The organism is Candidatus Sororendozoicomonas aggregata, from assembly GCF_031528575.1.
GTDB lineage: Bacteria > Pseudomonadota > Gammaproteobacteria > Pseudomonadales > Endozoicomonadaceae > Endonucleibacter > Endonucleibacter aggregata.
The window spans coordinates 25,154-47,993 of sequence record NZ_JAVLSP010000019.1; the positions used below are offsets into that span (position 1 = coordinate 25,154).

33 protein-coding genes are annotated in these 22,840 nt (G+C 49.3%); 32 read left to right on the forward strand and 1 reads right to left on the reverse strand.

Annotated features, from left to right (window positions below):
- Positions 1–44: 44 nt before the first annotated feature.
- A complete protein-coding gene (locus V4C51_RS05655) occupies positions 45–569 on the reverse strand; it encodes a hypothetical protein (RefSeq protein ID WP_330925164.1) in 525 nt (174 codons plus the stop codon).
- A 125-nt stretch (positions 570–694) separates the two neighbouring features.
- Here V4C51_RS05655 and V4C51_RS05660 point away from each other — a divergent pair, with 125 nt between their 5' ends.
- From V4C51_RS05660 to rplQ, 32 genes are all read left to right on the forward strand, one after another.
- Entirely contained in the window at positions 695–1,093 is a 399-nt protein-coding gene (locus tag V4C51_RS05660) for a response regulator (protein ID WP_330925165.1), read from the forward strand.
- Positions 1,094–1,099: 6 nt separating this feature from the next.
- Positions 1,100–2,659 carry a PAS domain-containing sensor histidine kinase gene (locus V4C51_RS05665; RefSeq protein ID WP_330925166.1) on the forward strand — a complete coding sequence of 520 codons (1,560 nt, stop codon included), beginning with the start codon at positions 1,100–1,102 and terminating at the stop codon, positions 2,657–2,659.
- Positions 2,660–2,715: 56 nt separating this feature from the next.
- Entirely contained in the window at positions 2,716–5,907 is a 3,192-nt protein-coding gene (locus V4C51_RS05670) for a macro domain-containing protein (protein WP_330925167.1), read from the forward strand.
- A 914-nt stretch (positions 5,908–6,821) separates the two neighbouring features.
- The gene (locus V4C51_RS05675; RefSeq protein ID WP_330925168.1) at positions 6,822–7,877 is read left to right on the forward strand and encodes a hypothetical protein; all 1,056 of its coding nucleotides are present in this window, start codon (positions 6,822–6,824) and stop codon (positions 7,875–7,877) included.
- A 412-nt stretch (positions 7,878–8,289) separates the two neighbouring features.
- Positions 8,290–8,604: a 30S ribosomal protein S10 gene (gene rpsJ / locus V4C51_RS05680; RefSeq protein WP_330925169.1), complete on the forward strand. Its 315-nt coding sequence runs from the start codon at positions 8,290–8,292 to the stop codon at positions 8,602–8,604.
- Positions 8,605–8,784: 180 nt separating this feature from the next.
- Positions 8,785–9,423, forward strand: coding sequence for a 50S ribosomal protein L3 (gene rplC, locus V4C51_RS05685; RefSeq protein WP_330925170.1), 639 nt, complete (start codon positions 8,785–8,787; stop codon positions 9,421–9,423).
- Between the two features lie 11 nt (positions 9,424–9,434).
- A complete protein-coding gene (gene rplD, locus V4C51_RS05690) occupies positions 9,435–10,037 on the forward strand; it encodes a 50S ribosomal protein L4 (RefSeq protein ID WP_330925171.1) in 603 nt (200 codons plus the stop codon).
- Complete coding sequence (gene rplW, locus V4C51_RS05695) at positions 10,034–10,330, forward strand: 50S ribosomal protein L23 (RefSeq protein ID WP_330925172.1); 297 nt, start codon at positions 10,034–10,036, stop codon at positions 10,328–10,330. The genes rplD and rplW overlap by 4 nt, the downstream gene beginning before the upstream one ends.
- Positions 10,331–10,341: 11 nt before the next feature.
- A complete protein-coding gene (gene rplB / locus V4C51_RS05700) occupies positions 10,342–11,169 on the forward strand; it encodes a 50S ribosomal protein L2 (protein ID WP_330925173.1) in 828 nt (275 codons plus the stop codon).
- A 21-nt stretch (positions 11,170–11,190) separates the two neighbouring features.
- The gene (gene rpsS / locus V4C51_RS05705) at positions 11,191–11,469 is read left to right on the forward strand and encodes a 30S ribosomal protein S19 (RefSeq protein ID WP_330925174.1); all 279 of its coding nucleotides are present in this window, start codon (positions 11,191–11,193) and stop codon (positions 11,467–11,469) included.
- Positions 11,470–11,477: 8 nt separating this feature from the next.
- A complete protein-coding gene (gene rplV / locus V4C51_RS05710; RefSeq protein WP_330925175.1) occupies positions 11,478–11,813 on the forward strand; it encodes a 50S ribosomal protein L22 in 336 nt (111 codons plus the stop codon).
- Positions 11,814–11,824: 11 nt separating this feature from the next.
- Positions 11,825–12,514 (forward strand): 30S ribosomal protein S3, encoded by a 690-nt coding sequence (gene rpsC / locus V4C51_RS05715; protein ID WP_330925176.1) that lies wholly within the window; start codon positions 11,825–11,827, stop codon positions 12,512–12,514.
- An 11-nt stretch (positions 12,515–12,525) separates the two neighbouring features.
- A complete protein-coding gene (rplP, locus tag V4C51_RS05720) occupies positions 12,526–12,939 on the forward strand; it encodes a 50S ribosomal protein L16 (RefSeq protein ID WP_330925177.1) in 414 nt (137 codons plus the stop codon).
- Entirely contained in the window at positions 12,939–13,139 is a 201-nt protein-coding gene (gene rpmC, locus V4C51_RS05725; RefSeq protein WP_330925178.1) for a 50S ribosomal protein L29, read from the forward strand. Before rplP ends, rpmC begins: the two co-directional genes overlap by 1 nt.
- Entirely contained in the window at positions 13,132–13,395 is a 264-nt protein-coding gene (rpsQ, locus tag V4C51_RS05730; protein WP_330925179.1) for a 30S ribosomal protein S17, read from the forward strand. Before rpmC ends, rpsQ begins: the two co-directional genes overlap by 8 nt.
- 137 nt (positions 13,396–13,532) lie before the next feature.
- The gene (gene rplN, locus V4C51_RS05735) at positions 13,533–13,901 is read left to right on the forward strand and encodes a 50S ribosomal protein L14 (protein WP_330925180.1); all 369 of its coding nucleotides are present in this window, start codon (positions 13,533–13,535) and stop codon (positions 13,899–13,901) included.
- 12 nt (positions 13,902–13,913) lie between these two features.
- Positions 13,914–14,231 carry a 50S ribosomal protein L24 gene (gene rplX / locus V4C51_RS05740; protein WP_330925181.1) on the forward strand — a complete coding sequence of 106 codons (318 nt, stop codon included), beginning with the start codon at positions 13,914–13,916 and terminating at the stop codon, positions 14,229–14,231.
- Between the two features lie 10 nt (positions 14,232–14,241).
- Positions 14,242–14,781 (forward strand): 50S ribosomal protein L5, encoded by a 540-nt coding sequence (gene rplE, locus V4C51_RS05745; protein WP_330925195.1) that lies wholly within the window; start codon positions 14,242–14,244, stop codon positions 14,779–14,781.
- Between the two features lie 18 nt (positions 14,782–14,799).
- Entirely contained in the window at positions 14,800–15,105 is a 306-nt protein-coding gene (gene rpsN / locus V4C51_RS05750) for a 30S ribosomal protein S14 (RefSeq protein WP_330925182.1), read from the forward strand.
- 31 nt (positions 15,106–15,136) lie between these two features.
- Positions 15,137–15,529, forward strand: a complete 393-nt coding sequence (rpsH, locus tag V4C51_RS05755; protein ID WP_330925183.1) for a 30S ribosomal protein S8 — start codon at positions 15,137–15,139, stop codon at positions 15,527–15,529.
- A 13-nt stretch (positions 15,530–15,542) separates the two neighbouring features.
- Positions 15,543–16,076: a 50S ribosomal protein L6 gene (rplF, locus tag V4C51_RS05760; protein ID WP_330925184.1), complete on the forward strand. Its 534-nt coding sequence runs from the start codon at positions 15,543–15,545 to the stop codon at positions 16,074–16,076.
- Positions 16,077–16,090: 14 nt separating this feature from the next.
- Complete coding sequence (rplR, locus tag V4C51_RS05765; protein WP_330925185.1) at positions 16,091–16,441, forward strand: 50S ribosomal protein L18; 351 nt, start codon at positions 16,091–16,093, stop codon at positions 16,439–16,441.
- An 11-nt stretch (positions 16,442–16,452) separates the two neighbouring features.
- Positions 16,453–16,965, forward strand: coding sequence for a 30S ribosomal protein S5 (gene rpsE / locus V4C51_RS05770; RefSeq protein ID WP_330925186.1), 513 nt, complete (start codon positions 16,453–16,455; stop codon positions 16,963–16,965).
- Between the two features lie 3 nt (positions 16,966–16,968).
- The gene (gene rpmD / locus V4C51_RS05775; RefSeq protein WP_330925187.1) at positions 16,969–17,154 is read left to right on the forward strand and encodes a 50S ribosomal protein L30; all 186 of its coding nucleotides are present in this window, start codon (positions 16,969–16,971) and stop codon (positions 17,152–17,154) included.
- Position 17,155: 1 nt separating this feature from the next.
- Positions 17,156–17,590: a 50S ribosomal protein L15 gene (gene rplO, locus V4C51_RS05780; protein WP_330925188.1), complete on the forward strand. Its 435-nt coding sequence runs from the start codon at positions 17,156–17,158 to the stop codon at positions 17,588–17,590.
- Complete coding sequence (secY, locus tag V4C51_RS05785; RefSeq protein ID WP_330925189.1) at positions 17,591–18,919, forward strand: preprotein translocase subunit SecY; 1,329 nt, start codon at positions 17,591–17,593, stop codon at positions 18,917–18,919.
- 35 nt (positions 18,920–18,954) lie between these two features.
- Positions 18,955–19,068, forward strand: coding sequence for a 50S ribosomal protein L36 (gene rpmJ / locus V4C51_RS05790; RefSeq protein WP_079253874.1), 114 nt, complete (start codon positions 18,955–18,957; stop codon positions 19,066–19,068).
- Positions 19,069–19,555: 487 nt separating this feature from the next.
- Complete coding sequence (gene rpsM, locus V4C51_RS05795; RefSeq protein ID WP_330925190.1) at positions 19,556–19,912, forward strand: 30S ribosomal protein S13; 357 nt, start codon at positions 19,556–19,558, stop codon at positions 19,910–19,912.
- A gap of 81 nt (positions 19,913–19,993) precedes the next feature.
- Positions 19,994–20,383, forward strand: coding sequence for a 30S ribosomal protein S11 (gene rpsK / locus V4C51_RS05800; protein WP_330925191.1), 390 nt, complete (start codon positions 19,994–19,996; stop codon positions 20,381–20,383).
- 17 nt (positions 20,384–20,400) lie between these two features.
- Entirely contained in the window at positions 20,401–21,021 is a 621-nt protein-coding gene (gene rpsD, locus V4C51_RS05805; RefSeq protein WP_330925192.1) for a 30S ribosomal protein S4, read from the forward strand.
- 29 nt (positions 21,022–21,050) lie between these two features.
- Complete coding sequence (locus V4C51_RS05810; RefSeq protein WP_330925193.1) at positions 21,051–22,052, forward strand: DNA-directed RNA polymerase subunit alpha; 1,002 nt, start codon at positions 21,051–21,053, stop codon at positions 22,050–22,052.
- A 55-nt stretch (positions 22,053–22,107) separates the two neighbouring features.
- Positions 22,108–22,500, forward strand: coding sequence for a 50S ribosomal protein L17 (gene rplQ, locus V4C51_RS05815; RefSeq protein WP_330925194.1), 393 nt, complete (start codon positions 22,108–22,110; stop codon positions 22,498–22,500).
- Positions 22,501–22,840: the final 340 nt, after the last annotated feature.

A 22,840-nucleotide genomic window follows, 5' to 3' on the forward strand; every position in this document is an offset into this window, starting at 1 on the left:
CAGCTCGTTAATGGAGGGGCTATTGTAACAAAGTGAAAGGGATACTACCTGCTGCGAGTAAGCCAGTGCCAAAATCTGCGTTTATTGGCTTTCAGAGGGGGGTCTGAAGGAGAGGCTGTTTGTCCCGATGGTGTTGGGTTTGCCAGGTGGTTAAGGCGTGATTTGACCGGCGGGTCAAAAAAAAGGCTCTGGGCCTGAAGTTTTTCTGGCATGATTTCACCGGCACGCACTTTTCGAATGACCACCAGCATTGCCAGAGTCAGCACTGCCAGGTGCTCCTGCTCTTCGATAGGTAAGGCAATATCATTGCCATAACGGGCTTTGAGGTGTTTGAGCATAGTGAGCAACAGATCAGCCGCATCGGATATACAGGCAAACCCATAGCTTTTACCTGAACCCACAAGATTGGTCGCTTCAAGCTTAACCGCATCAAAGGATTTATGATCCAGGCAGCCTGTCTGCATAAATGACAGGCTGTCTTCAAAAAATGCACAGGATCTATCCAGGTTATCAAGATACCGTTGCTGTAAAGCATGAAAGTGCTGGCTGTAATTCCTGGTGCTTTTCATTGTCGTTTATTTTCAGGTGCTGTCTTTCCTTTCGGCAGGCGCGCAAGGTTCTTAATAGCATCTGCTCCAGTCCATTTGATTCTCGCCGATAGCACAGCAATGAACCCAGACAAGATGACCCGCCAATGATGCTTAAACGTATTTTTTATGTGGAAGATGACCAGGACATTCAGCAGTTAGTCCAGCTATCTCTGGCATCCTTGCATGGCTTTGAACTGACACTGGCCAGCAGTGGGGAAGAAGCCCTGGCTATGGCAGATGATATAGAGCCCCAAATGGTACTTTTGGACGTCATGATGCCGGGCATGGATGGCATTGCCTTGTATAATAAGCTTCGGGAAAAACCAGCTTATCAATCCCTGCCCATTGTTTTTATCACAGCCAAGGTTCAGCAGCATGAGGTTAATCATTATCAGCAGCTTGGTTCAGCAGGGGTTATTGTGAAACCGTTTAGCCCGGATGAATTAGCGGGACTGATAAACACCTTCTGGGAGCGCCATAGCGCCATGCAATCACCAAAATAGTTACCCATGAAGGCACAGGATCCCCATTACCTGCAAAAGGAATTTTATCGAAAGGTCAGCACTGACCCCAAAGTGTTGTGTTTTTTGGAAAGTTGTGTATTGGATGGCCTGGGGTATCATGATTTACAAAATACCGAGCACCTGTGGATGAACGCTCACTTCTGGCGCATGCTCGGGTATGACCCTGCCAGAAGGCAGCACCTGTTGTCAGAATATACCGCTTTATTGGAGAACGGGTCAGGTTCCCAAAATTGTGAAGCACAGCAGCACACAAACTCGGCGTATCCCTTTACTGAGCACACGGCAGGTTATTGGCATAAGAATGGTTCTTTGCTTTGGCTTCATTGTCGTACGTTACTGGAACATAATGAACACGGTATCCCGGTCAGACGCTTGAGTGTGTACCGTGATGTGACGCCTTTTCAGCAAGTAAAATTGGAAAAGGGGAAAGCATTTAAAGAAAGACAAAATCAGTTGCAACGTATTTTTGATAATACCCTCGATAGTTTGTTCACCTTAAACAATGACGGCGTCATCTTGAATTGTAACCAGTCCATGGGTGAAGCATTGGGCGTTTTAACGCGAACATTGCCAGGGAGGAGTTTAAGTGAGTTTATGGTCAATAAGGAAAGGCTTGCTGGTTATATTAATAAACTGCACGGTGCGCATAGCCGGGTCAAACGTAAAATTCGTACAGATATTCATGTGGTTTCTGCTGTCGGCAGGCATTTAGACATGTCGCTGACTCTCAGTCGCCTGGATGATGCTGAAGACCCAGTGCTTATTGGATCGTTGCGGGATATCACTGAGAGAAAGCGCATTGAAAAAATGAAAGACAGTTTTGTGTCAACGGTAAATCACGAGCTTCGTACGCCATTGACCTCTATTCAGTGCAGCCTTGATTTAATAGAAAAGCAGTGGCATCCACAATGGAGTTCTTCTGTCCGGCAATTGTTGGCTATTGCTCAGTCCAATACAAGGCGCATTGTAACGATTGTGAATGATATTTTAGATATGCAAAAAATTGCGGAAGGTCACTTTTCAATGACGTTCCGGCCCCTTGATCTTGAGGCGCTTATTGATAAAGCCATTGTTGATAATAGCAGCTACGCGGCCCATCACGGTGTTGCGTTTGTGAAGGGTGCGTTTGTGAAGGGTGCGTTTATGAAGGGTGCGTTTGTGAAGGGCGTCACAGGAAAAAATATTGTTGTTAAGGGCGATGAATGCCGACTGCACCAGGTGCTCTCTAACTTTCTGTCCAATGGGGCAAAATTTTCAGGTGAGGGCAATAAGATTGATATCTACACAGAATTACACCAGCAAAGCCGTGTTGTCCGGGTTTGTGTGAAAGACTATGGCAGAGGCATTCCTCAGGCACTGCAAAAAAAGGTTTTTGAACCTTTTTATCAGGTGGAAGGAACCCGAGCCAACAAAGAGGCTTCCGGCACAGGGCTGGGGTTATCCATCAGCAAACGGATTATAGAAGAACACGATGGCAAGATAGGCGTGCTTTGTTCAGAAACTGGAGGGTGTATTTTTTATTTTGACTTGCCTGTTAGTGAGTGAACAGGCATCGCCAGAATCAAAACAATAAATCACAGGACACAAGGATGAGGTGAGTTATGGATGGTTCAAAGCCCATTGCAACAGGCATACAAGCAGGCTCTATGTACACGGTACCAGCGTCTGATACAGGCAGTGATCAAACGACCCGGTATATAGAAAATGGCTCACCCGACTATGATAATTTGCCCATCAGGAAGCGTGACGCAAAGATCCTCCCTGATTCCATGACATCAGACGATTTAATCAGCAATACCGAACACGCTTTATTGCATGCTGCCCACTCTGAAATGGGCAAAATAGTGAATGAGTCATTAGTCAGTGCAAGGGACGATGGGGCGGCAGAGTTGCCCGCAGGTGTTGTGCTACATCATCGAGATGGAGCGGGTCAAACCGACCCTGTTGCTATAGGCGCATGGCTTGAGCAGACAGACCCCGCATGTCTGGAAGACCCTGAAGCACGAATAGAATACTTTGAACAACAATCCATACAAAGCCACGCAGAACTGAGTCGCTTCGGCGAGGAGCTGCACAGGCGTAATCTTGATATTACGCAACATCTCCCTTTGTCAGTGGAGTCACCATTGAGTGACTTTGTGGGAAGTCCGTCAGTGGAAACAGGCACCGTAGCTGATTCGAGCAGGGAGTATTGGCCTTTGGATCATTTGTTTCTTTCAATGCCTTTGGAGCAGAGTGTCTATAAATACCTGCAACCCTATCGCGCGGCTAACAGCGCGAGCAGTGAGAATGTGCATAGAAACAATCGGCAAAGGCCGGTGTCACCAAATCAGGACGATACGGGTTATGAGAGTGCGTCACAAACCAGTAAAGCGGATTTTATGGATGAAGTGTTGATTAACCCCGGTACTGAGTTACCTTTTGCGCATCAGCCCAGTCCACTGACTTCGTCGCCTGTGGAAAAAAGGCAATGGACGTACAATAATCCTGAAATGACCGATGTAAATCGTCACTTGTGGGGATATACCGAGAACTTTAAAGGAGTGGGTGAGGGACAGGTTGGCGACGAACAGGATAATATGGCCCGCCTGGTTGAGCAGTATTTGTCCCAGGGGCGCAGTCCCTGGTGTCAGTTAAGGCAGGGAGCAAAGAATGAAAGCTTTATTGAAAGACTGATTAATAAAAGAAATCATCAGTTAAAGTCGGAGTTCCTTAAGCAATGGGCATCGTCTGCCGATGGGCAGGATGTAAATGATATATCTGCCCTTATAGGTAGGCTGGAAACATCCATGCCACGGGATAAAAAAGGCCAGCTTTTAGATGACCCGCTTTTAGGTGAAACGCTGAGTGAAAATCAAAAACACAATCCGGCGCTAACCAAACAGGAGTATGAATACCGCAAGGGTGAGCTGCTAAAAGTTCGGGCTGATGTTGCCAGCAAAGCTTTAGTCAATTATTTACGCCAGTGGCGTGAACCGGGTTCTGACAAGGACATTGTTGCCAGAGATGTTGATTTTACTATGGAGTATGCTGATAAAGTAAAAGCCAGAGAAGCTTTCATGCAAGCGTTGCAGAGGTGCTGTCGTCAAGATGATAAAGAGCACTATGATGAGTTGCAGAAAAAGTTCATTCACGTTGGGTTTTCTCTTTCTGATGAAGAGGCTGAAGCATTAAGAGCTCAGTGCCAACAGGGGGGGAGTATTTTAGCGTCGCTGGATAAAGCAAAAGCGGTTAATCAGCAAAGTGCAACGCTAGATCAGCAAATACCCGGATATCTTCAGGGTGAAACATTCAAGGCAGCGCTTAAAGAGGGCGTTAACTTTTTTACCGCGCTTCCTGACGGCAGCCTGCCTGTAGTCAAGCTGGTGGAGCAGGCAGCAGATGAAAGGGCGATTAGCATAGCCCTTCAGAGCTGCTTTGCTTTGTCGCGCCATCGCGTCACAAAAGAGCACTGTGTCGCCTGTAAAGAGGCATTGATACAACGCCTGGAAAGCACAGCCGGGGCAGCTAATCGTCAAAATTATCACTGTGCAATCCGTTATCTGGATGAGCATATTCACTTTTTGACCATTGATGCAATGAAACGAAGGCTGGTGGATAAAGCTGAGTGGGTAACATTTCAGGAGATGTCACAGTTACTCAATAGTGACGTCTATGGCTTTTCTGAACATCCCGCAGAGAACTTGCTTTATCTGGCTATAGCTTACGATAACCCCAGTGCTGTTGATGCCATATATGCGCATATAAACGCCAATAAAAACGACTACGATCAGATACCGGGGTTTGATGCTTTTATGGACAGTGTTAATGCAGCCGGGAAAGGGAAAAATAGCGACCTGTCTTATGAATTCCCTTCTGATAATGACTCAGCCCTTATGCCAGAACATCAGACAGCGGTCTTCCAAAACCCTGCTAAAATGCCGGGGATTGCCCAACAGGTAAATACCGTTAATGAAGATGAGGAGCCAACCCTAACCGTTGATCAACACCAGCCATTAGTGAGGCCGTCTTATGCTGAGACGGTGATAACAGAACCGTCAGCAGTGGCATCGAACAGGTCGGTGCAAACCCCCCCTTTAGCTGTGGACTTGCATGAGTTTGAAAGCGTAAAAGAGGTATTAATAAACGGCGAGCTTCAGCTGGTCGCCCCCCACGTTGATTTATTTGACTTTATTAAAGAGCTCGACAGACCTAATGTGATCGTCAGGGCCGCAAGTGAGAAATTATGGGGTAAAGGTGGTTCCGGTAAAGTCAGTGATTTTGACCAGGCACTTAATGAAAAAAGCGGCGAAAAATTACAAGAGGCCTGTAGAAAAGAGTTAGGCCGGTATAAAGAGCGTGTGTTTCATACTGGCGATATTGTCGTTACACCCGCTTACAAGATGGAAGAGCGCAAAACAGGCGCTGTCTTTCATATTGTAGGCCCGGGAAGCAGTAACTATGAAGATAAAAAACGCAGCCAGATGGATATGTATCACAAGCTATTTGACTGTTATATAGAGGTGCTGAGGGAGGCAGCAGAAAAATACGCGGATCAGTGCCTGTTAATCCCCGTTCTTTTTGATCAATATATGCTTTCAGGTTCTGGCGATGATGAGAGGAGGAAGCTTTTCAGTATTTCAGCAGAAGCAATGGCCGACGCTTTGGCGCATTTTAAAACAGTGAATAAAACGTGCCCTCTTATTTATGGTGTATTACCCGCCAATGAAGAAGATGCGCAGGCCGTTAAAAACCATCTGGAAGCCCTTCAGGCCGAGCCCGAACTGCGTTTAAGGGGCCAGTCCTGGCTCTAGGAGCCTGTCCGAGAATAGACTGCCCTACTGCGGTTGCGATAAATGGGTCTAAAAATTCCTGCTTCTTCATCAAATAGCCCCACTATTATCCTCAGAAGCAGAAATTTTTATCCTCAATTTCTCGTAATCCTCGCTACGGGCGCTATTCTCGGTCAGGCTCCTGGATTTTATACTAATGGCATTCTTTACTTATGCTTTACGCTGACAATCTGAACGCCAGCCCTCTGGTGAAACGCCTCGCAATAGCAGGCTTTACTGGTTATTGCTCCTGCTTGTCATACTCATTACTGTAGTTAGCCCGGATATTTCATAAACATGCTCCTGGCCTTGCTTGCTCCTTGCGGCTCTAAGGGAGTTTTGCTCAGTCAACCGTACTCCCCGGTACGGCGCTCCTTCGCAAAATCCCTTAGAGCCGCAAGGTTCCGCGCAATTCTCAGGGCAGTTTATGAAATATCCGGGTTAGAAAGAACACTTCTATTACTCTGGGTTATATTTTACGTACTTTCACCTATTGCTCTTCCGGGTTTTGTTTGTATAAATGCACTTGACCCGGTGTTAATTTTAACCCTGTTATACTAGGAGTCTGTCGGAGAGTAGCGCCCGTAGCGAGGATTACGAGAAATTGAGGATAAAAACTTCTGCTTCTGAGGAGAATAGCGGGGCTATTTGATGAAGAGGCAGGAATTTTTAGACTAATTTATCGCAACCGCAGTAGGGTAGTCTATTCTCGGACAGGCTCCTGGGTCGAGTGCTATATAAGTTGTTCGGCGGCACTGGTCTGGGAAGGTTAATAAAGCATATAAGGATCGGGTGATGTCATTTATGGTTGTTATTAGTGAGATAATAAATATTTCATAAATACGACAAACAACGAGCAATAATAAATTAATCACCATAAATAAAGGGCAAGCGCAATGACTGTTCATGTTATGTCAGTGTCTGGTTCAAATCGATTCTCCCCCTTGCACCTGCAATCAGTCCTCAATGATATTACGCTTTACGGTATGCTGCTGGAGGGTTATGCATCCATCGTCGTTCAAGATTTTGCCTTGAGTGCCAAGAATGCTGAGTTAAATCTAATGCAAAGTGCCTGGAGGATTTTTGAGGAGAATCAAAAGCAGGTTTCGTTTTATAAAAAAAAGTTGTCACCACAGCTAGCTTATATGTTGACAGAAAGCAAAAAAACAGCAAAAGAGCAAATAAGAAGCAGTGCCCAGATTATTAACTGTCAGCAACCTGATGGTGAAGCAAGAAAGACCGTTGCCGGTCTTGTTGAAGGTATTAATACGACTTTTGTCAGGCGCTATGCGTCATCACGCATTTTGTATGAAAAAATTGAGTTGCTATCCAGGGAGGCTGCTGGTTTTTATCAGGCATTGTCAGGCAAGCTTGATGAGTACACGCAATCTCTGGGAAATCGCCAGGCACACGCTTTGGTTGTGATGACCGCGCTGGATTTACAGGAAGAAACCATACGGCAGAATTTAGATGATTGGGTTGTTCAAACGCTTTCAGCACCAGAGCTTAAGGGGTTGATTATTGTTCAGCGATCAATGGGCCATCACAATTTGAATTATGATTACCTTGCGTTGTCCGGGTGCTCTGAAAATGCAATGGTCATTGATAGGAATAACCAGCAGAAGTTAGCATTATATAGAGAGCTTGATAACATTGACCCATTATTAGCCAGCTTGAAACAAGCGGTTTTATTGCTACAGTCATACAGTCAGTATATGAGTAAGTTATCGCTGGCTGCCAAGCGTTTGGTAACGAACTGGGGAAAAATCAGTAATAATCTGGCGATTCAGTGCCACGAGCTGTCATCTCAATCGGATTGTAATCAGCTATTTAAGGTTGTTACCACCGATGTTCCTTCAGCGAAAAAATCATGGCGCTTTTTGGCAAGGCGTATTGGCGTTTATGAGCAGCGTCTCGCGAATAAAACGCCGTATTACTCTTCGGCGCGGTAGGGTGCTGTTACAGCGGGTAATGGATTTAATTACAGTAATGTCTAGGAGTCTGTCCGAGAATAGACTGCCCTACTGCGGTGGCAGCAAATTGGTCTAAAAAGTCGGAAATTTTTAGCAAATAGAACCACTATTCACTAAAAATTTCCGACTTTTTATCCTCAATTTTCTGCCATCCTCGCTACGGGCGCTATTCTCGGACAGGCTCCTGGTCTTAAGTCCGACAGGCTCCTGGAGGTGCTCAGGCTGTTTGCCCCGGAGATAGAGCCGGAAGTTTAGCGCCAAATAAGATTTCCCTGCGACACAGAGGGGGGTTGTGTTGACAGCCCTTTTTGTGCTTTGTAAAATAGCCAGCCTTTTGTCCTGGTGACATGGTTCGCTCGGATCAAGTTCTTTATTACATGGTTAGAACAAGATGAGTCAAGCTCAGCAAATTCGTATACGCCTGAAGGCTTTTGACCATCGCCTGATTGATCAGTCCATGCAGGAAATTGTTGATACTGCGAAACGTACTGGTGCTCAGGTGCATGGCCCGATCCCGTTGCCAACACGAAAAGAACGCTTTACGGTTCTGATTTCTCCGCACGTGAACAAAGATGCGCGCGATCAGTATGAAATCCGTACGCACAAGCGTCTTCTCGATATTATTGAGCCCACCGAAAAAACCGTAGACGCACTGATGAAGCTCGACTTGGCGGCTGGTGTCGAAGTGCAGATCAGTCTCGGTTAATGCTGGTCATGGGCGCTGTTCAGTTTGCGCAATTCATCGTTTGTAATACGGGCATGTTTTTACAGGTGGTGTTTGGTTGGGAGGCATTGTACCGGTTTGGCGCTGCCCCTGGCCGTTTGTGTAACGCTTTGAAATGAGCGGCCATAGTGGGTGATAGCCCCGTACACGAGAGAGGTTAAAATGACTATTGGATTAGTCGGAAAAAAGTGCGGTATGACCCGCATTTTTACCGAAGACGGTGTTTCTGTCCCGGTCACGGTGATTGAGATTGAGTCCAACCGCGTCGCTCAGGTTAAAACTGAGGAAACGGATGGATACAATGCTATTCAAGTGACAATCGGTGCCAAGAAAGGCAGTCGTGTGAACAAGCCAGCTGCTGGTCACTTCGCTAAGGCGGGTGTTGAGGCAGGTCGTGGTCTGTGGGAATTTCGCACAGATGCCAAGGCTCAATACAAGCCGGGTGATGTGATTGGCGTGGATCTGTTTGAGGCAGGTCAGAAGGTAGATGTTACCGGGCGCTCCAAGGGTAAGGGTTTTCAGGGTGCGGTCAAGCGCTGGAACTTCCGCATGCAGGATGCTACCCATGGTAACTCCCTGTCTCACCGTGCGCCTGGCTCTATCGGTCAGTGTCAGACACCTGGCCGTGTCTTCAAAGGCAAGAAAATGGCTGGTCACATGGGTGCTGAAAAGAAAACTGTTCAGTCCCTGGAGCTCGTTCGCGTTGACGCTGAGCGAGGTCTGCTGTTGGTGAAAGGTGCAGTACCTGGCGCTGCAGGCGCTGACGTAATCGTTAAGCCAGCAGTAAAAGCTAGCGCCTGAGGGGAGTGACTATGGAACTGAATGTAACAGGTGCCGGCGTTGTTCAGGTCTCAGATCTGACTTTCGGTGCTGAATTTAATGAATCCCTGATTCATCAGGCTGTTGTTGCCTTTATGGCGGGCAGTCGTCAAGGCACGCGTGCTCATAAGAATCGTAGTGACGTAAATGGTGGTGGACGTAAGCCATGGCGTCAAAAGGGTACTGGTCGCGCGCGCGCGGGTACTATTCGTAGCCCAATCTGGCGCGGGGGCGGTAAAACGTTTGCGTCCAGGCCTCAGGATCACACTCAGAAACTGAACAAGAAGATGTACCGTGGTGCTCTGCGTTCTATTCTGTCCGAGCTGGTTCGCCAGGAGCGCCTGGTTGTGGTTGAGCAGTTCACTGTTGACGCGCCCAAGACCAAAGAAATGGTTGCCAGGCTGAAAACGCTGAGCGTAGACAATGCGCTGGTTGTTGCTGATGAAGTGGATCAGAACCTGTATCTTGCTGCCCGCAATATCCCTCATGTAGACGTTCGTGATGTGCAGGGTGTTGACCCGGTCAGCCTTGTTGCCCATGAGAAGGTTATCATGACCATGGCTGCCATCAAGAAGTTTGAGGAGGTGCTGGGATGAATCAGGAGCGTATCTATCAGGTTCTGCTTGGCCCGCATATTTCTGAGAAGGCTACTGTTGTTGCTGAACGATCCGGGCAGTACGTCTTTAAAGTTGCGACGACTGCTACCAAGCTGGAAGTCAAAAAAGCAGTAGAAAAGCTGTTTGAAGTAGGTGTCAAGTCTGTTCAGACTGTTGTCGTCAAGGGTAAAACAAAACGTACTCGTCACGGGATGGGCAAGCGCTCAGACTGGAAGAAAGCGTACGTTAGCCTGGAGCAGGGTCAGGAAATTGACTTTGCTGATGCGGAATAAGGAGTTAAGGTATGGCCGTAGTTAAGTGCAAGCCGACCTCTCCAGGTCGCCGCTTCGTCGTTAAAGTTGTTAATACTGATCTGCATAAGGGGCGGCCTTACGCGCCTCTTCTGGAGAAGAAAAGCAAATCTGGTGGGCGTAATAATGCTGGTCGGATCACTACCCGTCATCGCGGGGGTGGTCACAAGCAGCATTACCGTATTGTTGATTTCCGACGCAACAAGGATGGCATCCCGGCCATCGTTGAGCGGATTGAGTACGATCCAAACCGGACTGCCCACATTGCCCTGTTAAAGTACATGGATGGTGAGCGTCGTTACATTATTGCCCCTAAGGGTGTGAAAGCTGGTGATCAGCTGTTCTCTGGTATTGACGCGCCAATTAAAGCGGGTAACACGTTGCCTTTGCGCAATATCCCTTTGGGGTCCGTTATCCATTGTGTAGAAATGAAGCCGGGTAAAGGTGCGCAGATGATGCGCAGCGCAGGCTCTTCCGCACAGCTGGTTGCCCGGGAAGGCGCTTACGTTACTTTGCGTTTGCGCTCCGGGGAAATGAGAAAAATTTTGGCTGACTGTCGTGCCACTCTGGGTGAGGCCTCTAACAGTGAGCACAGCCTGCGCTCTCTGGGTAAGGCGGGTGCAAAGCGCTGGCGTGGTGTTCGTCCGACCGTTCGTGGTGTTGCCATGAACCCGGTAGATCACCCACACGGTGGTGGTGAAGGTCGTACTTCTGGTGGTCGTCATCCTGTGACGCCATGGGGTGTTCCGACTAAGGGTCGTAAGACTCGCTCCAACAAGCGTACGGACAAAATGATCGTACGTCGTCGCAGCGCGAAGTAAGCCTAGAGAGAGGATACGATAGTGCCACGTTCTTTGAAAAAAGGCCCTTTTATCGATCTTCACCTGTTGAAGAAAGTCGAAGATGCGGCTGAAAGCGGCAATAAGCGTCCAATTAAAACCTGGTCCCGCCGTTCTATGATCATTCCTACCATGGTAGGAATGACAATTGCTGTTCATAATGGTCGCCAGCATGTACCCGTTTTCGTCACTGAAGACATGGTGGGTCACAAGCTGGGCGAGTTTGCTGCTACGCGTACCTATCGTGGTCACGCGGCAGACAAGAAAGCCAGGAAGCGTTGAGGTAAGAGATGAAAGAAGTCGCTGCTATTCATAAAAGCGCCAGCATTTCTGCCCAGAAAGCGCGCCTGGTTGCTGACCAAATTCGCGGTAAGGCGGTAGGTGAGGCTCTGGATTATCTGGGTTTCAGCAACAAGAAAGCTGCTGTTCTGGTTAAGAAAGTGCTAGAGTCTGCCGTGGCAAACGCTGAGCATAATGAAGGCATGGATATTGACGAGCTGAAAGTGTCTACTATCTTCGTTGATGAAGGTATGACCATGAAGCGTATTCGTCCCCGTGCCAAGGGCCGAGCTGATCGCGTTCTGAAGCGGTCTTGCCACATTACGGTTAAGGTTGCAGAGGTCTAAGGAGCGTTCAGATGGGTCAAAAAGTACATCCTAACGGAATACGTCTTGGGATTGTAAAATCTCACCGCTCAGTGTGGTATGCGGATGGTCAGGAATATGCTGACAAGCTGAACGCCGATCTGGCGGTTCGTAGCTACATTGAGAAGAAGCTGAAGAATGCGTCTGTAAGCCGTATTGATATTCAGCGTCCTGCTCAAAGTGCCCGTGTCACCATTCACACTGCCCGTCCTGGCATCGTGATTGGCAAGAAAGGCGAAGATGTTGAGAAGTTGCGCCAGGAAATCACCGGCATGGTGGGCGTGCCTGTGCACATCAACATCGAAGAAGTGCGTAAGCCTGAGCTGGACGCTATGCTGGTGGCTCAGAGCATCGCTGGTCAGCTTGAGCGTCGGGTAATGTTTCGCCGTGCGATGAAACGTGCGGTTCAGAATGCCATGCGCCTGGGCGCTAAAGGGATCAAGGTTCAGATTAGTGGTCGTCTCGGTGGTGCTGAGATTGCCCGTACTGAGCGTTACCACGAAGGCAGCGTGCCTTTGCATACTCTGCGTGCTGACATTGATTACGCTTCTTATCAGGGTCTGACGACTTACGGTATTCTGGGCGTTAAGGTCTGGATCTTCAAAGGCGAAGTCATTGGTGGTCAGGTTCAGCAACCTAAAGAACCCGCCAAGCGCGCCAAGAAGCGCTCAGCTAAGAAGTAAGGAGTCCGGTAATGTTACAGCCTAAGCGTACGAAATTTCGTAAGCAGCAAAAGGGCCGCAACCGTGGCCTGGCAAACCGGGGTTCCAAAGTTAGCTTCGGTGAATACGCATTGAAAGCCATGGGGCGTGGACGTATAACTGCTCGTCAGATTGAAGCGGCTCGTCGTGCCATGACTCGTCACATCAAGCGTGGCGGCAAGATCTGGATTCGCATCTTTCCCGATAAGCCTATCACTGAGAAGCCTCTTGAGGTTCGTCAGGGTAAAGGTAAGGGGAATGTAGAGTACTGGGTATGCCAGATTCAGCCTGGTCGCGTTCTCTACGAAATGGAAGGTGTGTCCGAAGAGCTGGCCCGTGAGGCGTTTGCTCTGGCAGCGGCCAAACTGCCTGTGGAAACAGCCTTCGTCAAGCGGAGCGTAATGTGATGAAAGCGGCAGAATTGCGTGAAAAGAATGTAGAGCAGCTCAATGAAGAGCTTCTCTCTCTGTTGCGGGAACAGTTTCAATACCGCATGCAGAAAGCGACTGACCAACTGAACCAGAGCCATCTGCTCAAGCAGGTCAAACGTGATATCGCCCGTGTTAAGACGGTGCTGAACGAAAAGGCAGGTAGGCGAGATGGCTGAAGAAAAGAAGGTCCGTACTCTCACTGGCAAGGTAGTGAGTGACAAGATGGATAAAACCATCACTGTTCTCATTGAGCGCCGGGTAACTCATCCGTTGTACGGTAAAATCGTAAAGCGGTCCACCAAGTTGCATGCTCATGATGAAAGCAACGAATGCCGTATGGGTGACGTTGTAACCATCAAAGAGACTCGCCCTTTGTCAAAGAGCAAGATGTTTGAGCTTGTTTCTATTGATGAGCGTGCTACTCAAATCTAAGGCTACGGTGCTTAGGGCTTGAGTGGTCAACCCTGAGGAGATGCGGGGTGTTTAAAGCTGGCCGGTCATCTGATCGGTCAGCTTACATTTCAAGCTGGCAAGTACCCGTCTGCAGTTTGGGCTTGGAGAAATAAGTAATGATCCAGACAGAAACACAACTCGAAGTGGCTGACAACAGCGGCGCTCGTCGAGTTCAATGTATTAAGGTATTGGGTGGTTCCCACCGCCGTTATGCCGGCATTGGTGATATCATCAAAATCACCGTTAAGGAAGCCATTCCTCGCGGTAAGGTCAAAAAAGGCCAGGTAATGAACGCTGTTGTTGTTCGTACCCGTAAGGGAGTGCGTCGTCCAGACGGCTCCCTGATTCGTTTCGATGGCAATGCTGCTGTTCTGTTGAACGCCAGTAACCAGCCTATCGGTACGCGTATCTTTGGGCCTGTGACTCGTGAGCTGCGTGGTGAGCAGTTTATGAAGATCATCTCACTAGCGCCTGAAGTGCTGTAACGGAGGCAGGTAATGAAAAAAATCCGTCGTGATGACGAAGTCATCGTAATTGCAGGTAAGGACAAAGGTAAGCGCGGTAATGTTGTCACTGTGCGTACCGATGGCCGTCTGGTTGTTTCCGGCATCAATATGATGAAGAAGCATCAGAAGCCTAACCCTATGCTGGGTGTCGCAGGTGGCATCATTGATAAGGAAGCGCCTATCCAGGCTTCCAATGTGGCGATTCTGAACCCGGAAACCAACAAGGCTGACCGTGTTGGCTTTGCTTTCACTGAAGAAGGCAAGAAGCAGCGCGTCTTCAAATCCACCGGCAAGCCGGTTGACGCGTGAGGGGCGAATGATGGCGACACTGAAAAAAACATACCGTGAAGAGATTGTTCCCAAGCTGAAAGAAGAGCTGGGTGTGAGCAATGTTCACGAAGTACCTCGTATCACCAAAGTTACTCTGAACATGGGTGTCGGTGAGGCGATTGGTGACAAGAAGGTTATCGAAAATGCCGTTGCTGATCTGGAAAAGATTACCGGTCAGAAAGCGGTTGTTACCAAGGCACGTAAATCCGTTGCCGGCTTTAAAGTGCGTGAGGGCTGGCCAATTGGCGTGAAGGTGACCTTGCGCAAGGAGCGCATGTACGAATTCGTGGAGCGCCTGGTAGACGTTGCTCTGCCTCGTGTTCGTGATTTTCGGGGTCTGAGCGCGAAATCTTTCGATGGCCGTGGCAACTACAGCATGGGTGTGAAAGAGCAGATCATTTTCCCGGAAATCGATTACGATAAAATCGATACCCTGCGTGGTCTGGATATTACTCTGACCACCACGGCTAAGAATGATGAAGAAGGCCGTGCTCTGCTGAAAGCCTTCAACTTCCCTTTCCGTAACTGAGAACAGGTACACTAGCTTATGGCAAAAGTATCCATGAAGCAGCGGGAGTTGAAGCGTCAGCAAACCGTTGTCAGGTTCGCTGAGAAGCGCGCCCAGCTGAAAGCTGTCATTAATAATCCCAACAGCACTGAAGATGAGCGTTGGGAAGCTCAGGTTGCCCTGCAAAAGCAGCCCCGTGACGCCAGCAAGTCCCGTCTGCGTAATCGCTGCCGTGTGACAGGTCGTCCTCACGGCTATTTTCGCAAGTTTGGCTTGAGCCGTATCAAGCTGCGTGAAGCAGCCATGCGTGGTGATATCCCCGGCCTGGTTAAGGCTAGCTGGTAATCACGCTTTTCATCTTCGGGAGATTTAAAGAATGAGTATGCAGGACCCGTTAGCAGATATGCTAACTCGTATCCGTAATGCCCAAATGGCAGAACATGCATCTGTCAGCATGCCTTCATCCAAGGTAAAGCAGGCTGTTGCTAGTGTGCTGAAAGAGGAAGGTTTTATCACTGACTTTCATGTTGAAGGTGACCTGAAGCAGTCTCTGGTTATTGACCTGAAATATTTCAACGGTAAGCCAGTTATTGAGAGTCTGCGGCGTGACAGTCGTCCTGGTCTGCGCAATTATGCGGGTAAGGGCAGCCTGCCTAAAGTAAACGGCGGTCTGGGTATTGCTATTGTGTCTACCAACAAAGGTGTTATGACCGATCGTGCTGCGCGTGCAGTCGGTGTTGGTGGCGAAGTTCTTTGCACCGTATTCTAAAGGGAGGGGTATTATGTCTCGAGTTGCTAAAAGCCCCGTAACGATCCCTGCGGGTGTAGAGATCAGGCTGGATGGTCAGAACATCGCTGTTAAAGGCGGTAAAGGCCAGTTGGAGCTGAATGTTCACCGGAGCGTTGAGGTAAGCCAGGAAGATAATATCCTGACTTTCGCGCCGCGTGACGGTGCCAAGCACTCCCGTGCTTTAGCTGGAACTACGCGTGCGCTGATTAACAATATGGTCAACGGCGTTACCAAAGGTTTTGAAAAGAAATTACAGTTGGTTGGTGTTGGTTACCGTGCGCAGGCTAAAGGTAAGACCCTGAGCCTGTCCCTTGGTTTTTCTCACCCGGTAAACTATGCCTTACCTGAGGGTGTGACAGCGGAGACCCCAAGCCAGACCGAGATCCTGATCAAGGGTATCGATAAGCAACTGGTGGGTCAGGTTGCCGCGGAAATCCGCGAATTCCGTCGGCCGGAGCCTTATAAGGGCAAGGGTGTTCGCTATGCTGACGAACATGTTCGTCGCAAAGAAGCCAAGAAAAAGTAAGGTAGGGTGAGATTATGATGGATAAGAAATCTGCTCGCCTGCGCCGTGCTCGTCGTGCACGGATGAAGATGCGTGAACTCGGTGCCGTTCGTCTGAGCATTCACCGCACGCCTCGTCACATCTACGCGCAGGTTATCGCTGCTGAGGGCGATAAAGTGTTGGTGGCTGCCTCCACTTTGGAGAAAGAACTGCGTGGCGAAGCTACCGGTAATATCGACGCTGCCACCAAGGTTGGCGCTCTGATTGCTGAGCGCGCCCAAGCTGCGGGCATTGCCGAAGTGGCATTTGACCGTTCTGGTTACAAGTATCACGGTCGTGTTAAGGCGCTCGCCGACGCAGCCCGTGAAGCCGGTCTGAAATTCTAAAGGTAGGCGTCATGGCAAAAGATGAGCGTAAAAGTAACAACAACGATGAAGGCATGATTGAGAAGCTCGTTCAGGTTAACCGTGTGGCCAAAGTGGTCAAAGGTGGCCGGATCTTTGGCTTCACTGCCCTGACTGTTGTTGGTGATGGTAAAGGCAAAGTAGGCTTTGGTCGTGGTAAGGCGCGTGAAGTGCCTGTCGCAATCCAGAAGGCTATGGAAGCGGCCCGTCGTAACATGATCAGTGTTGACCTCAACGGTGATACATTGCAGTATCCTGTGAAAGCTCGCCACGGTGCCTCCAAGGTTTACATGCAGCCAGCCTCTGAGGGTACTGGTGTTATTGCCGGCGGTGCAATGCGTGCGGTACTTGAAGTGGCTGGTGTGCATAACGTACTGGCCAAGTGTTACGGTTCTACCAACCCGGTCAATGTGGTTCGCGCTACCTTCAACGGTTTGCGTGACATGCGTTCTCCTGAAGACGTTGCTGCCAAGCGTGGCAAGTCAGTAGAAGACATCCTGGGGTAAGTTATGGCTGAGAAGATGATCAAAGTGAAGCTCGTCAGGAGCACCAGCGGTCGCCTCAAAAGCCATCAGGCTTGCGTCCGTGGTTTGGGTCTGCGCCGTATTAATCACGTTGTTGAGGTGGAAGACACTCCGTCAGTGCGTGGTATGATAAATAAGGTATCATACCTGGTGCGGGTCGAAGGAGAATAACATGCGTCTGAATACTCTGAGTCCGGCTGAGGGCAGTCGTAAAGAGCGCAAGCGCGTTGGTCGTGGTATCGGCTCCGGTCTGGGCAAGACGGGTGGCCGTGGTCACAAGGGACAGAAGTCTCGCTCCGGCGGCAGCGTGAAGCCAGGTTTTGAAGGTGGTCAGCAGCCACTACAGCGTCGTCTGCCAAAATATGGCTTTGTTTCTCGCAAAGCCAGCCAAAGTGCGGAGATCCGTCTGCATGAACTGGTCAAGGTAGATGCTGATGTCATTGATTTGTCTGCGTTGAAAGCGGCAGATTTGATCAATGGTAGTATCTTGCGTGCTAAAGTGGTACTGTCCGGCGAATTGACCAAGGCCGTGACCATTAAAGGTCTGGCTGTCACCAAAGGGGCCCGAGCCGCAATTGAGGCTGCCGGTGGTAAGATCGAGGACTAAATGGCTAAGACATTACCTGTTGGGAATCAAAGCGGATTGAGCGAGCTGTGGTCTCGCATCAGATTTGTGTTTCTGGCGATCCTGGTTTACAGGATCGGTGCGCATATCCCTGTGCCGGGTATCAACCCTGATGCCCTGGCCCGGATGTTTCAGCAAAATGAAGGCACTATTCTGGGGCTTTTCAACATGTTTTCTGGCGGTGCGCTGGAACGTATGTCGGTACTGGCCCTTGGGATCATGCCTTATATCTCGGCATCCATCATCATCCAATTGATGACGGTGGTCAGTCCGCAGCTGGAACAGCTCAAAAAGGAAGGTGAGTCCGGGCGCCGTAAAATCAGTCAGTACACCCGCTACCTGACGGTAGCTCTCGCCTTCGTTCAAGGGTTGGGTATGACCGTGGGTCTAGCTAACCAGGGCGTGGCATTCACAGCAGATATCAGCTTCTATGTTGTAGCTGTCGTGACCTTCGTCACCGGGGCCGTCTTCATGATGTGGCTTGGTGAGCAGGTGACAGAGCGTGGCATTGGTAACGGAATTTCGATTCTGATCTTTGCAGGTATTGTCGCCGGTCTTCCAAATGCGATTGCGCGGTCCTTTGAGTCTGCTCGCCAGGGGGATATCAATATCCTGGCGCTGCTGGTGGTGGCGTTGCTTGCCGTCGCGATTGTCGCGTTTGTCGTTTTTATTGAACGTGGTCAGCGACGTATTACGGTGAACTACGCTAAGCGTCAGCAGGGGCGTAAGGTGTTTGCTGCCCAAAGTAGCCATTTACCACTGAAGGTCAATATGGCGGGTGTTATCCCAGCTATTTTTGCCTCCAGTCTCCTGCTGTTTCCAGCCTCTATTGCTCAGTGGTTTGGGCAGGGTGAGGGTATGGCATGGCTGCAAAAAGTTGCTATGGCGTTAGGACCGGGTCAGCCACTGAACATTATTCTGTTCTCAGCAGGTATCATTTTTTTCTGTTTCTTCTATACTGCTCTGGTTTTCAATCCGAAAGACGTTGCAGATAACCTGAAGAAATCCGGTGCGTTTATCCCGGGCATCCGCCCAGGTGATCAGTCTGCCCGGTATATTGATGGTGTCCTGACTCGATTGACTATGTTCGGTGCTCTCTATATGACAGCCGTGTGTTTGTTACCCCAGTTCCTGGTCGTATCGGCGAATGTGCCATTCTATCTGGGAGGCACCAGCTTGCTGATTGTCGTGGTTGTGGTGATGGATACCATGGCCCAGGTTCAGTCACATCTGATGTCCAGCCAGTACGAGTCGCTGATGAAAAAATCCAATCTTAAGGGCTACGGTGCCGGCGGCGGCTTGATCCGCTAAGTCCGCCAGGTTCTGCAACGATTGTGGAGTGAATGATGAAAGTACGTGCATCGGTTAAGAAAATCTGCCGTAATTGCAAAATTATCAAGCGTAAAGGCACTGTTCGTGTGATTTGCGTAGAGCCTCGTCACAAGCAGCGTCAAGGTTGATTTTTAAGGGTGATCTGCGGTTTGCCCCTATAAAATTCGTTTTGGCTGCCAGGAGCCTGTCGGACTTATGCTTTCGAGCATAAAATTCAGTAGGGCAAGTCAGAGTTTTCGATCAATTTGTGCGAATAGTTGACCTATTTAAGCAAATTGATCGGAAATTCTGGCCGCACTTTCTTGCGCTTTCTGGGTTTTAGGCCGAAATTGTCTTAAGTCCGACAGGTTCTTATGACTTTAGGCAAACACAACCGCTCATGAGTATCATGAGCGGTTGTGTTTTTTCGAATAGGGGATTAAAATTTCCGCCTTTCGACCTGTTATGTGCCGGGTATCCTCGATACTAACCAATGATGGGTGGACATGGGGAAGCACAGGTAAAACAGCCATGACGAAGTCAGGGTTCAGTACCGGCTTTAAATGGTGCCGTGTAACAGTTTTGCTCACAAGGCAAGGCTGCTGGCGCGGTAAATGTATAAACGGAGACGATTGAATGGCCCGTATTGCTGGTGTCAACATCCCGGATAACAAACATGCCGTTATCTCGTTGACCTACATTTTTGGTGTTGGTAAGACTACTGCTCAGCAGCTGTGTGCTGCGACTGGTGTTAACCCGGCAGCCAAAGTGTCTGATCTGCCTGAAGAGCAGTTGGAAAGCCTGCGTAGTGAAGTTGCAAAGCTTGACACGGAAGGTGATTTGCGTCGTGAGATCAGCATGAATATTAAGCGCCTCATGGATCTGGGTTGTTACCGTGGTATTCGCCACCGGCGCAGCCTGCCTGTCCGTGGACAGCGTTCAAAAACCAATGCGCGGACTCGTAAGGGTCCTCGCAAGCCTATTCGTAAATAAGATCAGGCTATTTTCTATCAGGTGCATTCGTTGTATCTTGATAGATTGCGCTGCTCTTTTTGATACAGGATTTGTTCTAATATGGCAAAGCCAGGTACTCGTTCACGTAAGAAGGTTAAAAAGACGGTTGTGGATGGCGTTGCCCATATCCACGCTTCTTTTAACAACACTATCGTGACCATTACCGACCGCCAGGGTAATGCACTCTCTTGGGCTACAGCCGGTGGCTCCGGTTTCCGTGGTTCTCGTAAGAGCACGCCTTTTGCTGCCCAGGTTGCAGCTGAACGTGCCGGTCGTGCTGCCGCTGAGTATGGTCTGAAGAATTTAGATGTATGCGTTAAAGGACCCGGCCCAGGCCGTGAATCCGCTGTACGCGCTCTGAACGCTTGTGGTTACAAGATCACTAACATCAACGATGTTACTCCGATCCCCCACAACGGTTGTCGTCCGCCCAAGAAGCGTCGTGTATAAGCAGGAGACGGTAATAAATGGCTAGATTTATTGGTCCTAAGTGCAAACTGTCTCGTCGTGAAGGCACCGACCTCTTCCTGAAGAGCGGTGTTCGTCCTCTCGAGTCTAAGTGTAAAGCGGAAACGCCTCCTGGTCAGCACGGTCAGCGTCGTGGCCGTCTTTCCGACTACGGTGTGCAGCTTCGTGAAAAGCAGAAAGTTCGTCGTATCTATGGCGTGCTGGAGAAGCAGTTCCGTAACTACTACAAGAAGGCAGACAACAAGAAAGGGGCAACAGGCGCTAACCTGCTGCAACTGCTTGAGTCGCGTCTTGATAACGTTGTATACCGCATGGGTTTTGGTTCTACCCGTGCAGAAGCACGTCAGCTGGTCAGCCACAAAGCTGTCCTGGTGAATGGTAAGGCTGTAAACATCCCGTCTTATCAGGTTGCCCCTGGTGACGTAGTTGCCATTCGTGAGAAGGCGAAAAACCAGCTGCGCATCAATGCAGCCCTTGAAATTGCAGCTCAGCGTGGTTTCTCCACATGGGTTGAGGTAGACGCTCCCAAGAAGGAAGGTGTCTTCAAGGCGCTGCCCGAGCGGAGTGACCTGGCAGCAGACATCAACGAGAACTTGATTGTCGAGCTTTACTCCAAGTAAGGGAAACAGTTAGGTGGGGTGTAACATCCATGCAGAATTCGGTAACTGAATTTTTGACGCCTCGACACATTGATGTTGAGGAAATCAGTCTGACACGAGCTAAGGTGACCTTGGAGCCACTGGAACGTGGCTTTGGACACACTTTGGGTAACGCCCTGCGTCGTATCCTGCTCTCTTCCATGGCCGGCTGTGCTGTGGTTGAAGTCGAGATCGATGGTGTGCAGCACGAATACAGTGCTATTGAAGGCGTGCAAGAAGATATCATTGACATTCTTCTGAACCTGAAAGGTTTGGCGATCTCTATGACGTCTCGTGACCAGACAACATTGACTCTTTCCAAAAAAGGGCCGGGTGTTGTAACAGCTGCGGATATTCAGTTGGATCACGATATTGAGATTGTTAATCCTGATCATGTCATCGCCCATTTGAATGATAAGGGCGAGCTGAACATGAAGCTGAAGATAGCTCGTGGCCGCGGTTACGAATCTGCTGACAGCCGTCGCCAGGATGAAGAAGAAACGCGCGCTATTGGGCGTCTTCAACTGGATGCCACCTATAGCCCTGTATACCGCGTTTCCTATGTCGTAGAAAGCGCCCGTGTTGAACAGCGGACTGACCTGGACAAGCTGGTCATTGATTTGGAGACTAATGGTACTCTGGATCCTGACGAAGCTATCCGCCGTGCGGCCACGATTCTCCAGCAGCAACTGGCCATATTTGTGGATCTGGAAGGTGAGGTTGAACCTGAACCGGTGAAGGAAGAAGACGAAGTTGATCCTATCCTTCTGCGTCCGGTGGATGACCTTGAACTGACTGTTCGTAGTGCTAACTGCCTGAAGGCAGAAAACATTTACTACATCGGTGACCTGATCCAGCGCACGGAAGTTGAGCTATTGAAGACACCGAACCTGGGTAAGAAATCTCTGACAGAGATCAAAGATGTACTTGCCTCCCGTGGTTTGAGTCTGGGTATGCGTCTGGACAACTGGCCGCCAGCGAGCCTGAAGAACGACGATAGGATTTCTGCTTAAATTGCCCGAACCCAGCTCGTGGCCGGGCTTGGGTCGAATATAGGAAGTTTGTGCCATGCGTCATCGTAAGAGTGGCCGCAAGCTTAACCGGAACAGTTCACATCGCAAAGCGATGTTCAAGAATATGACTGCTTCCCTGGTTGAGCACGAAGTGATCAAAACGACATTGCCGAAGGCAAAAGAGCTTCGCAGAGTTGCTGAGCCTCTGATTACCCTGGCTAAAGAAGACAGTGTCGCTAACCGCCGTCTGGCGTTTGACCGTCTTCGCAATAAAGCTACGGTTGGTAAGCTGTTCACCGACCTGGGGCCTCGCTTTAAAGAGCGTCCAGGTGGTTATATCCGTATTATCAAGTGCGGATACCGTCACGGTGACAAAGCGCCAATGGCTTATGTTGAGCTGGTTGATCGCCCTGCGGCTGAAGAGGCTGAGACTGAGGCTGCGCAGTAACATTTTCTTTTTTGCGTTAGAAAAACTGGGCTTTTTAGTCCGGTTTTTTTATGGGTAAAGGTTTTGTTTTGGTTTCTTTTGGAAAGGAGGCGCTATTAAACGTGAGTTCGACGAATTAAACAGTCATTGGGGTCTGGCGTGGTGCTAAGCAAGGAACATCACGAGCTAGTGGTGCTAAGCCCTAATATCTATCCCTTTGAAAATGTGGTTTAATCCGCATCTCCAGTAAGACATAAGTAAGTGGCAGGGATGCAGTTGAACCACACCAAAACAATCACTCTCTCAGATAACCAACGTGCAGAGTTGGAGTCGATTATTAGAAAGCGAAACAGTGCTCAAG

What these genes read in the sequence shown, in the direction of transcription:
- V4C51_RS05655 (WP_330925164.1), bottom strand. Translation starts at nt 569, where the DNA reads ATGAAAAGCACCAGGAATTACAGCCAGCACTTTCATGCTTTACAGCAA.
- V4C51_RS05660 (WP_330925165.1), top strand. Translation starts at nt 695, where the DNA reads ATGATGCTTAAACGTATTTTTTATGTGGAAGATGACCAGGACATTCAG.
- V4C51_RS05665 (WP_330925166.1), top strand. Translation starts at nt 1,100, where the DNA reads ATGAAGGCACAGGATCCCCATTACCTGCAAAAGGAATTTTATCGAAAG.
- V4C51_RS05670 (WP_330925167.1), top strand. Translation starts at nt 2,716, where the DNA reads ATGGATGGTTCAAAGCCCATTGCAACAGGCATACAAGCAGGCTCTATG.
- V4C51_RS05675 (WP_330925168.1), top strand. Translation starts at nt 6,822, where the DNA reads ATGACTGTTCATGTTATGTCAGTGTCTGGTTCAAATCGATTCTCCCCC.
- rpsJ (WP_330925169.1), top strand. Translation starts at nt 8,290, where the DNA reads ATGAGTCAAGCTCAGCAAATTCGTATACGCCTGAAGGCTTTTGACCAT.
- rplC (WP_330925170.1), top strand. Translation starts at nt 8,785, where the DNA reads ATGACTATTGGATTAGTCGGAAAAAAGTGCGGTATGACCCGCATTTTT.
- rplD (WP_330925171.1), top strand. Translation starts at nt 9,435, where the DNA reads ATGGAACTGAATGTAACAGGTGCCGGCGTTGTTCAGGTCTCAGATCTG.
- rplW (WP_330925172.1), top strand. Translation starts at nt 10,034, where the DNA reads ATGAATCAGGAGCGTATCTATCAGGTTCTGCTTGGCCCGCATATTTCT.
- rplB (WP_330925173.1), top strand. Translation starts at nt 10,342, where the DNA reads ATGGCCGTAGTTAAGTGCAAGCCGACCTCTCCAGGTCGCCGCTTCGTC.
- rplV (WP_330925175.1), top strand. Translation starts at nt 11,478, where the DNA reads ATGAAAGAAGTCGCTGCTATTCATAAAAGCGCCAGCATTTCTGCCCAG.
- rpsC (WP_330925176.1), top strand. Translation starts at nt 11,825, where the DNA reads ATGGGTCAAAAAGTACATCCTAACGGAATACGTCTTGGGATTGTAAAA.
- rplP (WP_330925177.1), top strand. Translation starts at nt 12,526, where the DNA reads ATGTTACAGCCTAAGCGTACGAAATTTCGTAAGCAGCAAAAGGGCCGC.
- rpmC (WP_330925178.1), top strand. Translation starts at nt 12,939, where the DNA reads ATGAAAGCGGCAGAATTGCGTGAAAAGAATGTAGAGCAGCTCAATGAA.
- rpsQ (WP_330925179.1), top strand. Translation starts at nt 13,132, where the DNA reads ATGGCTGAAGAAAAGAAGGTCCGTACTCTCACTGGCAAGGTAGTGAGT.
- rplN (WP_330925180.1), top strand. Translation starts at nt 13,533, where the DNA reads ATGATCCAGACAGAAACACAACTCGAAGTGGCTGACAACAGCGGCGCT.
- rplX (WP_330925181.1), top strand. Translation starts at nt 13,914, where the DNA reads ATGAAAAAAATCCGTCGTGATGACGAAGTCATCGTAATTGCAGGTAAG.
- rplE (WP_330925195.1), top strand. Translation starts at nt 14,242, where the DNA reads ATGGCGACACTGAAAAAAACATACCGTGAAGAGATTGTTCCCAAGCTG.
- rpsN (WP_330925182.1), top strand. Translation starts at nt 14,800, where the DNA reads ATGGCAAAAGTATCCATGAAGCAGCGGGAGTTGAAGCGTCAGCAAACC.
- rpsH (WP_330925183.1), top strand. Translation starts at nt 15,137, where the DNA reads ATGAGTATGCAGGACCCGTTAGCAGATATGCTAACTCGTATCCGTAAT.
- rplF (WP_330925184.1), top strand. Translation starts at nt 15,543, where the DNA reads ATGTCTCGAGTTGCTAAAAGCCCCGTAACGATCCCTGCGGGTGTAGAG.
- rplR (WP_330925185.1), top strand. Translation starts at nt 16,091, where the DNA reads ATGATGGATAAGAAATCTGCTCGCCTGCGCCGTGCTCGTCGTGCACGG.
- rpsE (WP_330925186.1), top strand. Translation starts at nt 16,453, where the DNA reads ATGGCAAAAGATGAGCGTAAAAGTAACAACAACGATGAAGGCATGATT.
- rpmD (WP_330925187.1), top strand. Translation starts at nt 16,969, where the DNA reads ATGGCTGAGAAGATGATCAAAGTGAAGCTCGTCAGGAGCACCAGCGGT.
- rplO (WP_330925188.1), top strand. Translation starts at nt 17,156, where the DNA reads ATGCGTCTGAATACTCTGAGTCCGGCTGAGGGCAGTCGTAAAGAGCGC.
- secY (WP_330925189.1), top strand. Translation starts at nt 17,591, where the DNA reads ATGGCTAAGACATTACCTGTTGGGAATCAAAGCGGATTGAGCGAGCTG.
- rpmJ (WP_079253874.1), top strand. Translation starts at nt 18,955, where the DNA reads ATGAAAGTACGTGCATCGGTTAAGAAAATCTGCCGTAATTGCAAAATT.
- rpsM (WP_330925190.1), top strand. Translation starts at nt 19,556, where the DNA reads ATGGCCCGTATTGCTGGTGTCAACATCCCGGATAACAAACATGCCGTT.
- rpsK (WP_330925191.1), top strand. Translation starts at nt 19,994, where the DNA reads ATGGCAAAGCCAGGTACTCGTTCACGTAAGAAGGTTAAAAAGACGGTT.
- rpsD (WP_330925192.1), top strand. Translation starts at nt 20,401, where the DNA reads ATGGCTAGATTTATTGGTCCTAAGTGCAAACTGTCTCGTCGTGAAGGC.
- V4C51_RS05810 (WP_330925193.1), top strand. Translation starts at nt 21,051, where the DNA reads ATGCAGAATTCGGTAACTGAATTTTTGACGCCTCGACACATTGATGTT.
- rplQ (WP_330925194.1), top strand. Translation starts at nt 22,108, where the DNA reads ATGCGTCATCGTAAGAGTGGCCGCAAGCTTAACCGGAACAGTTCACAT.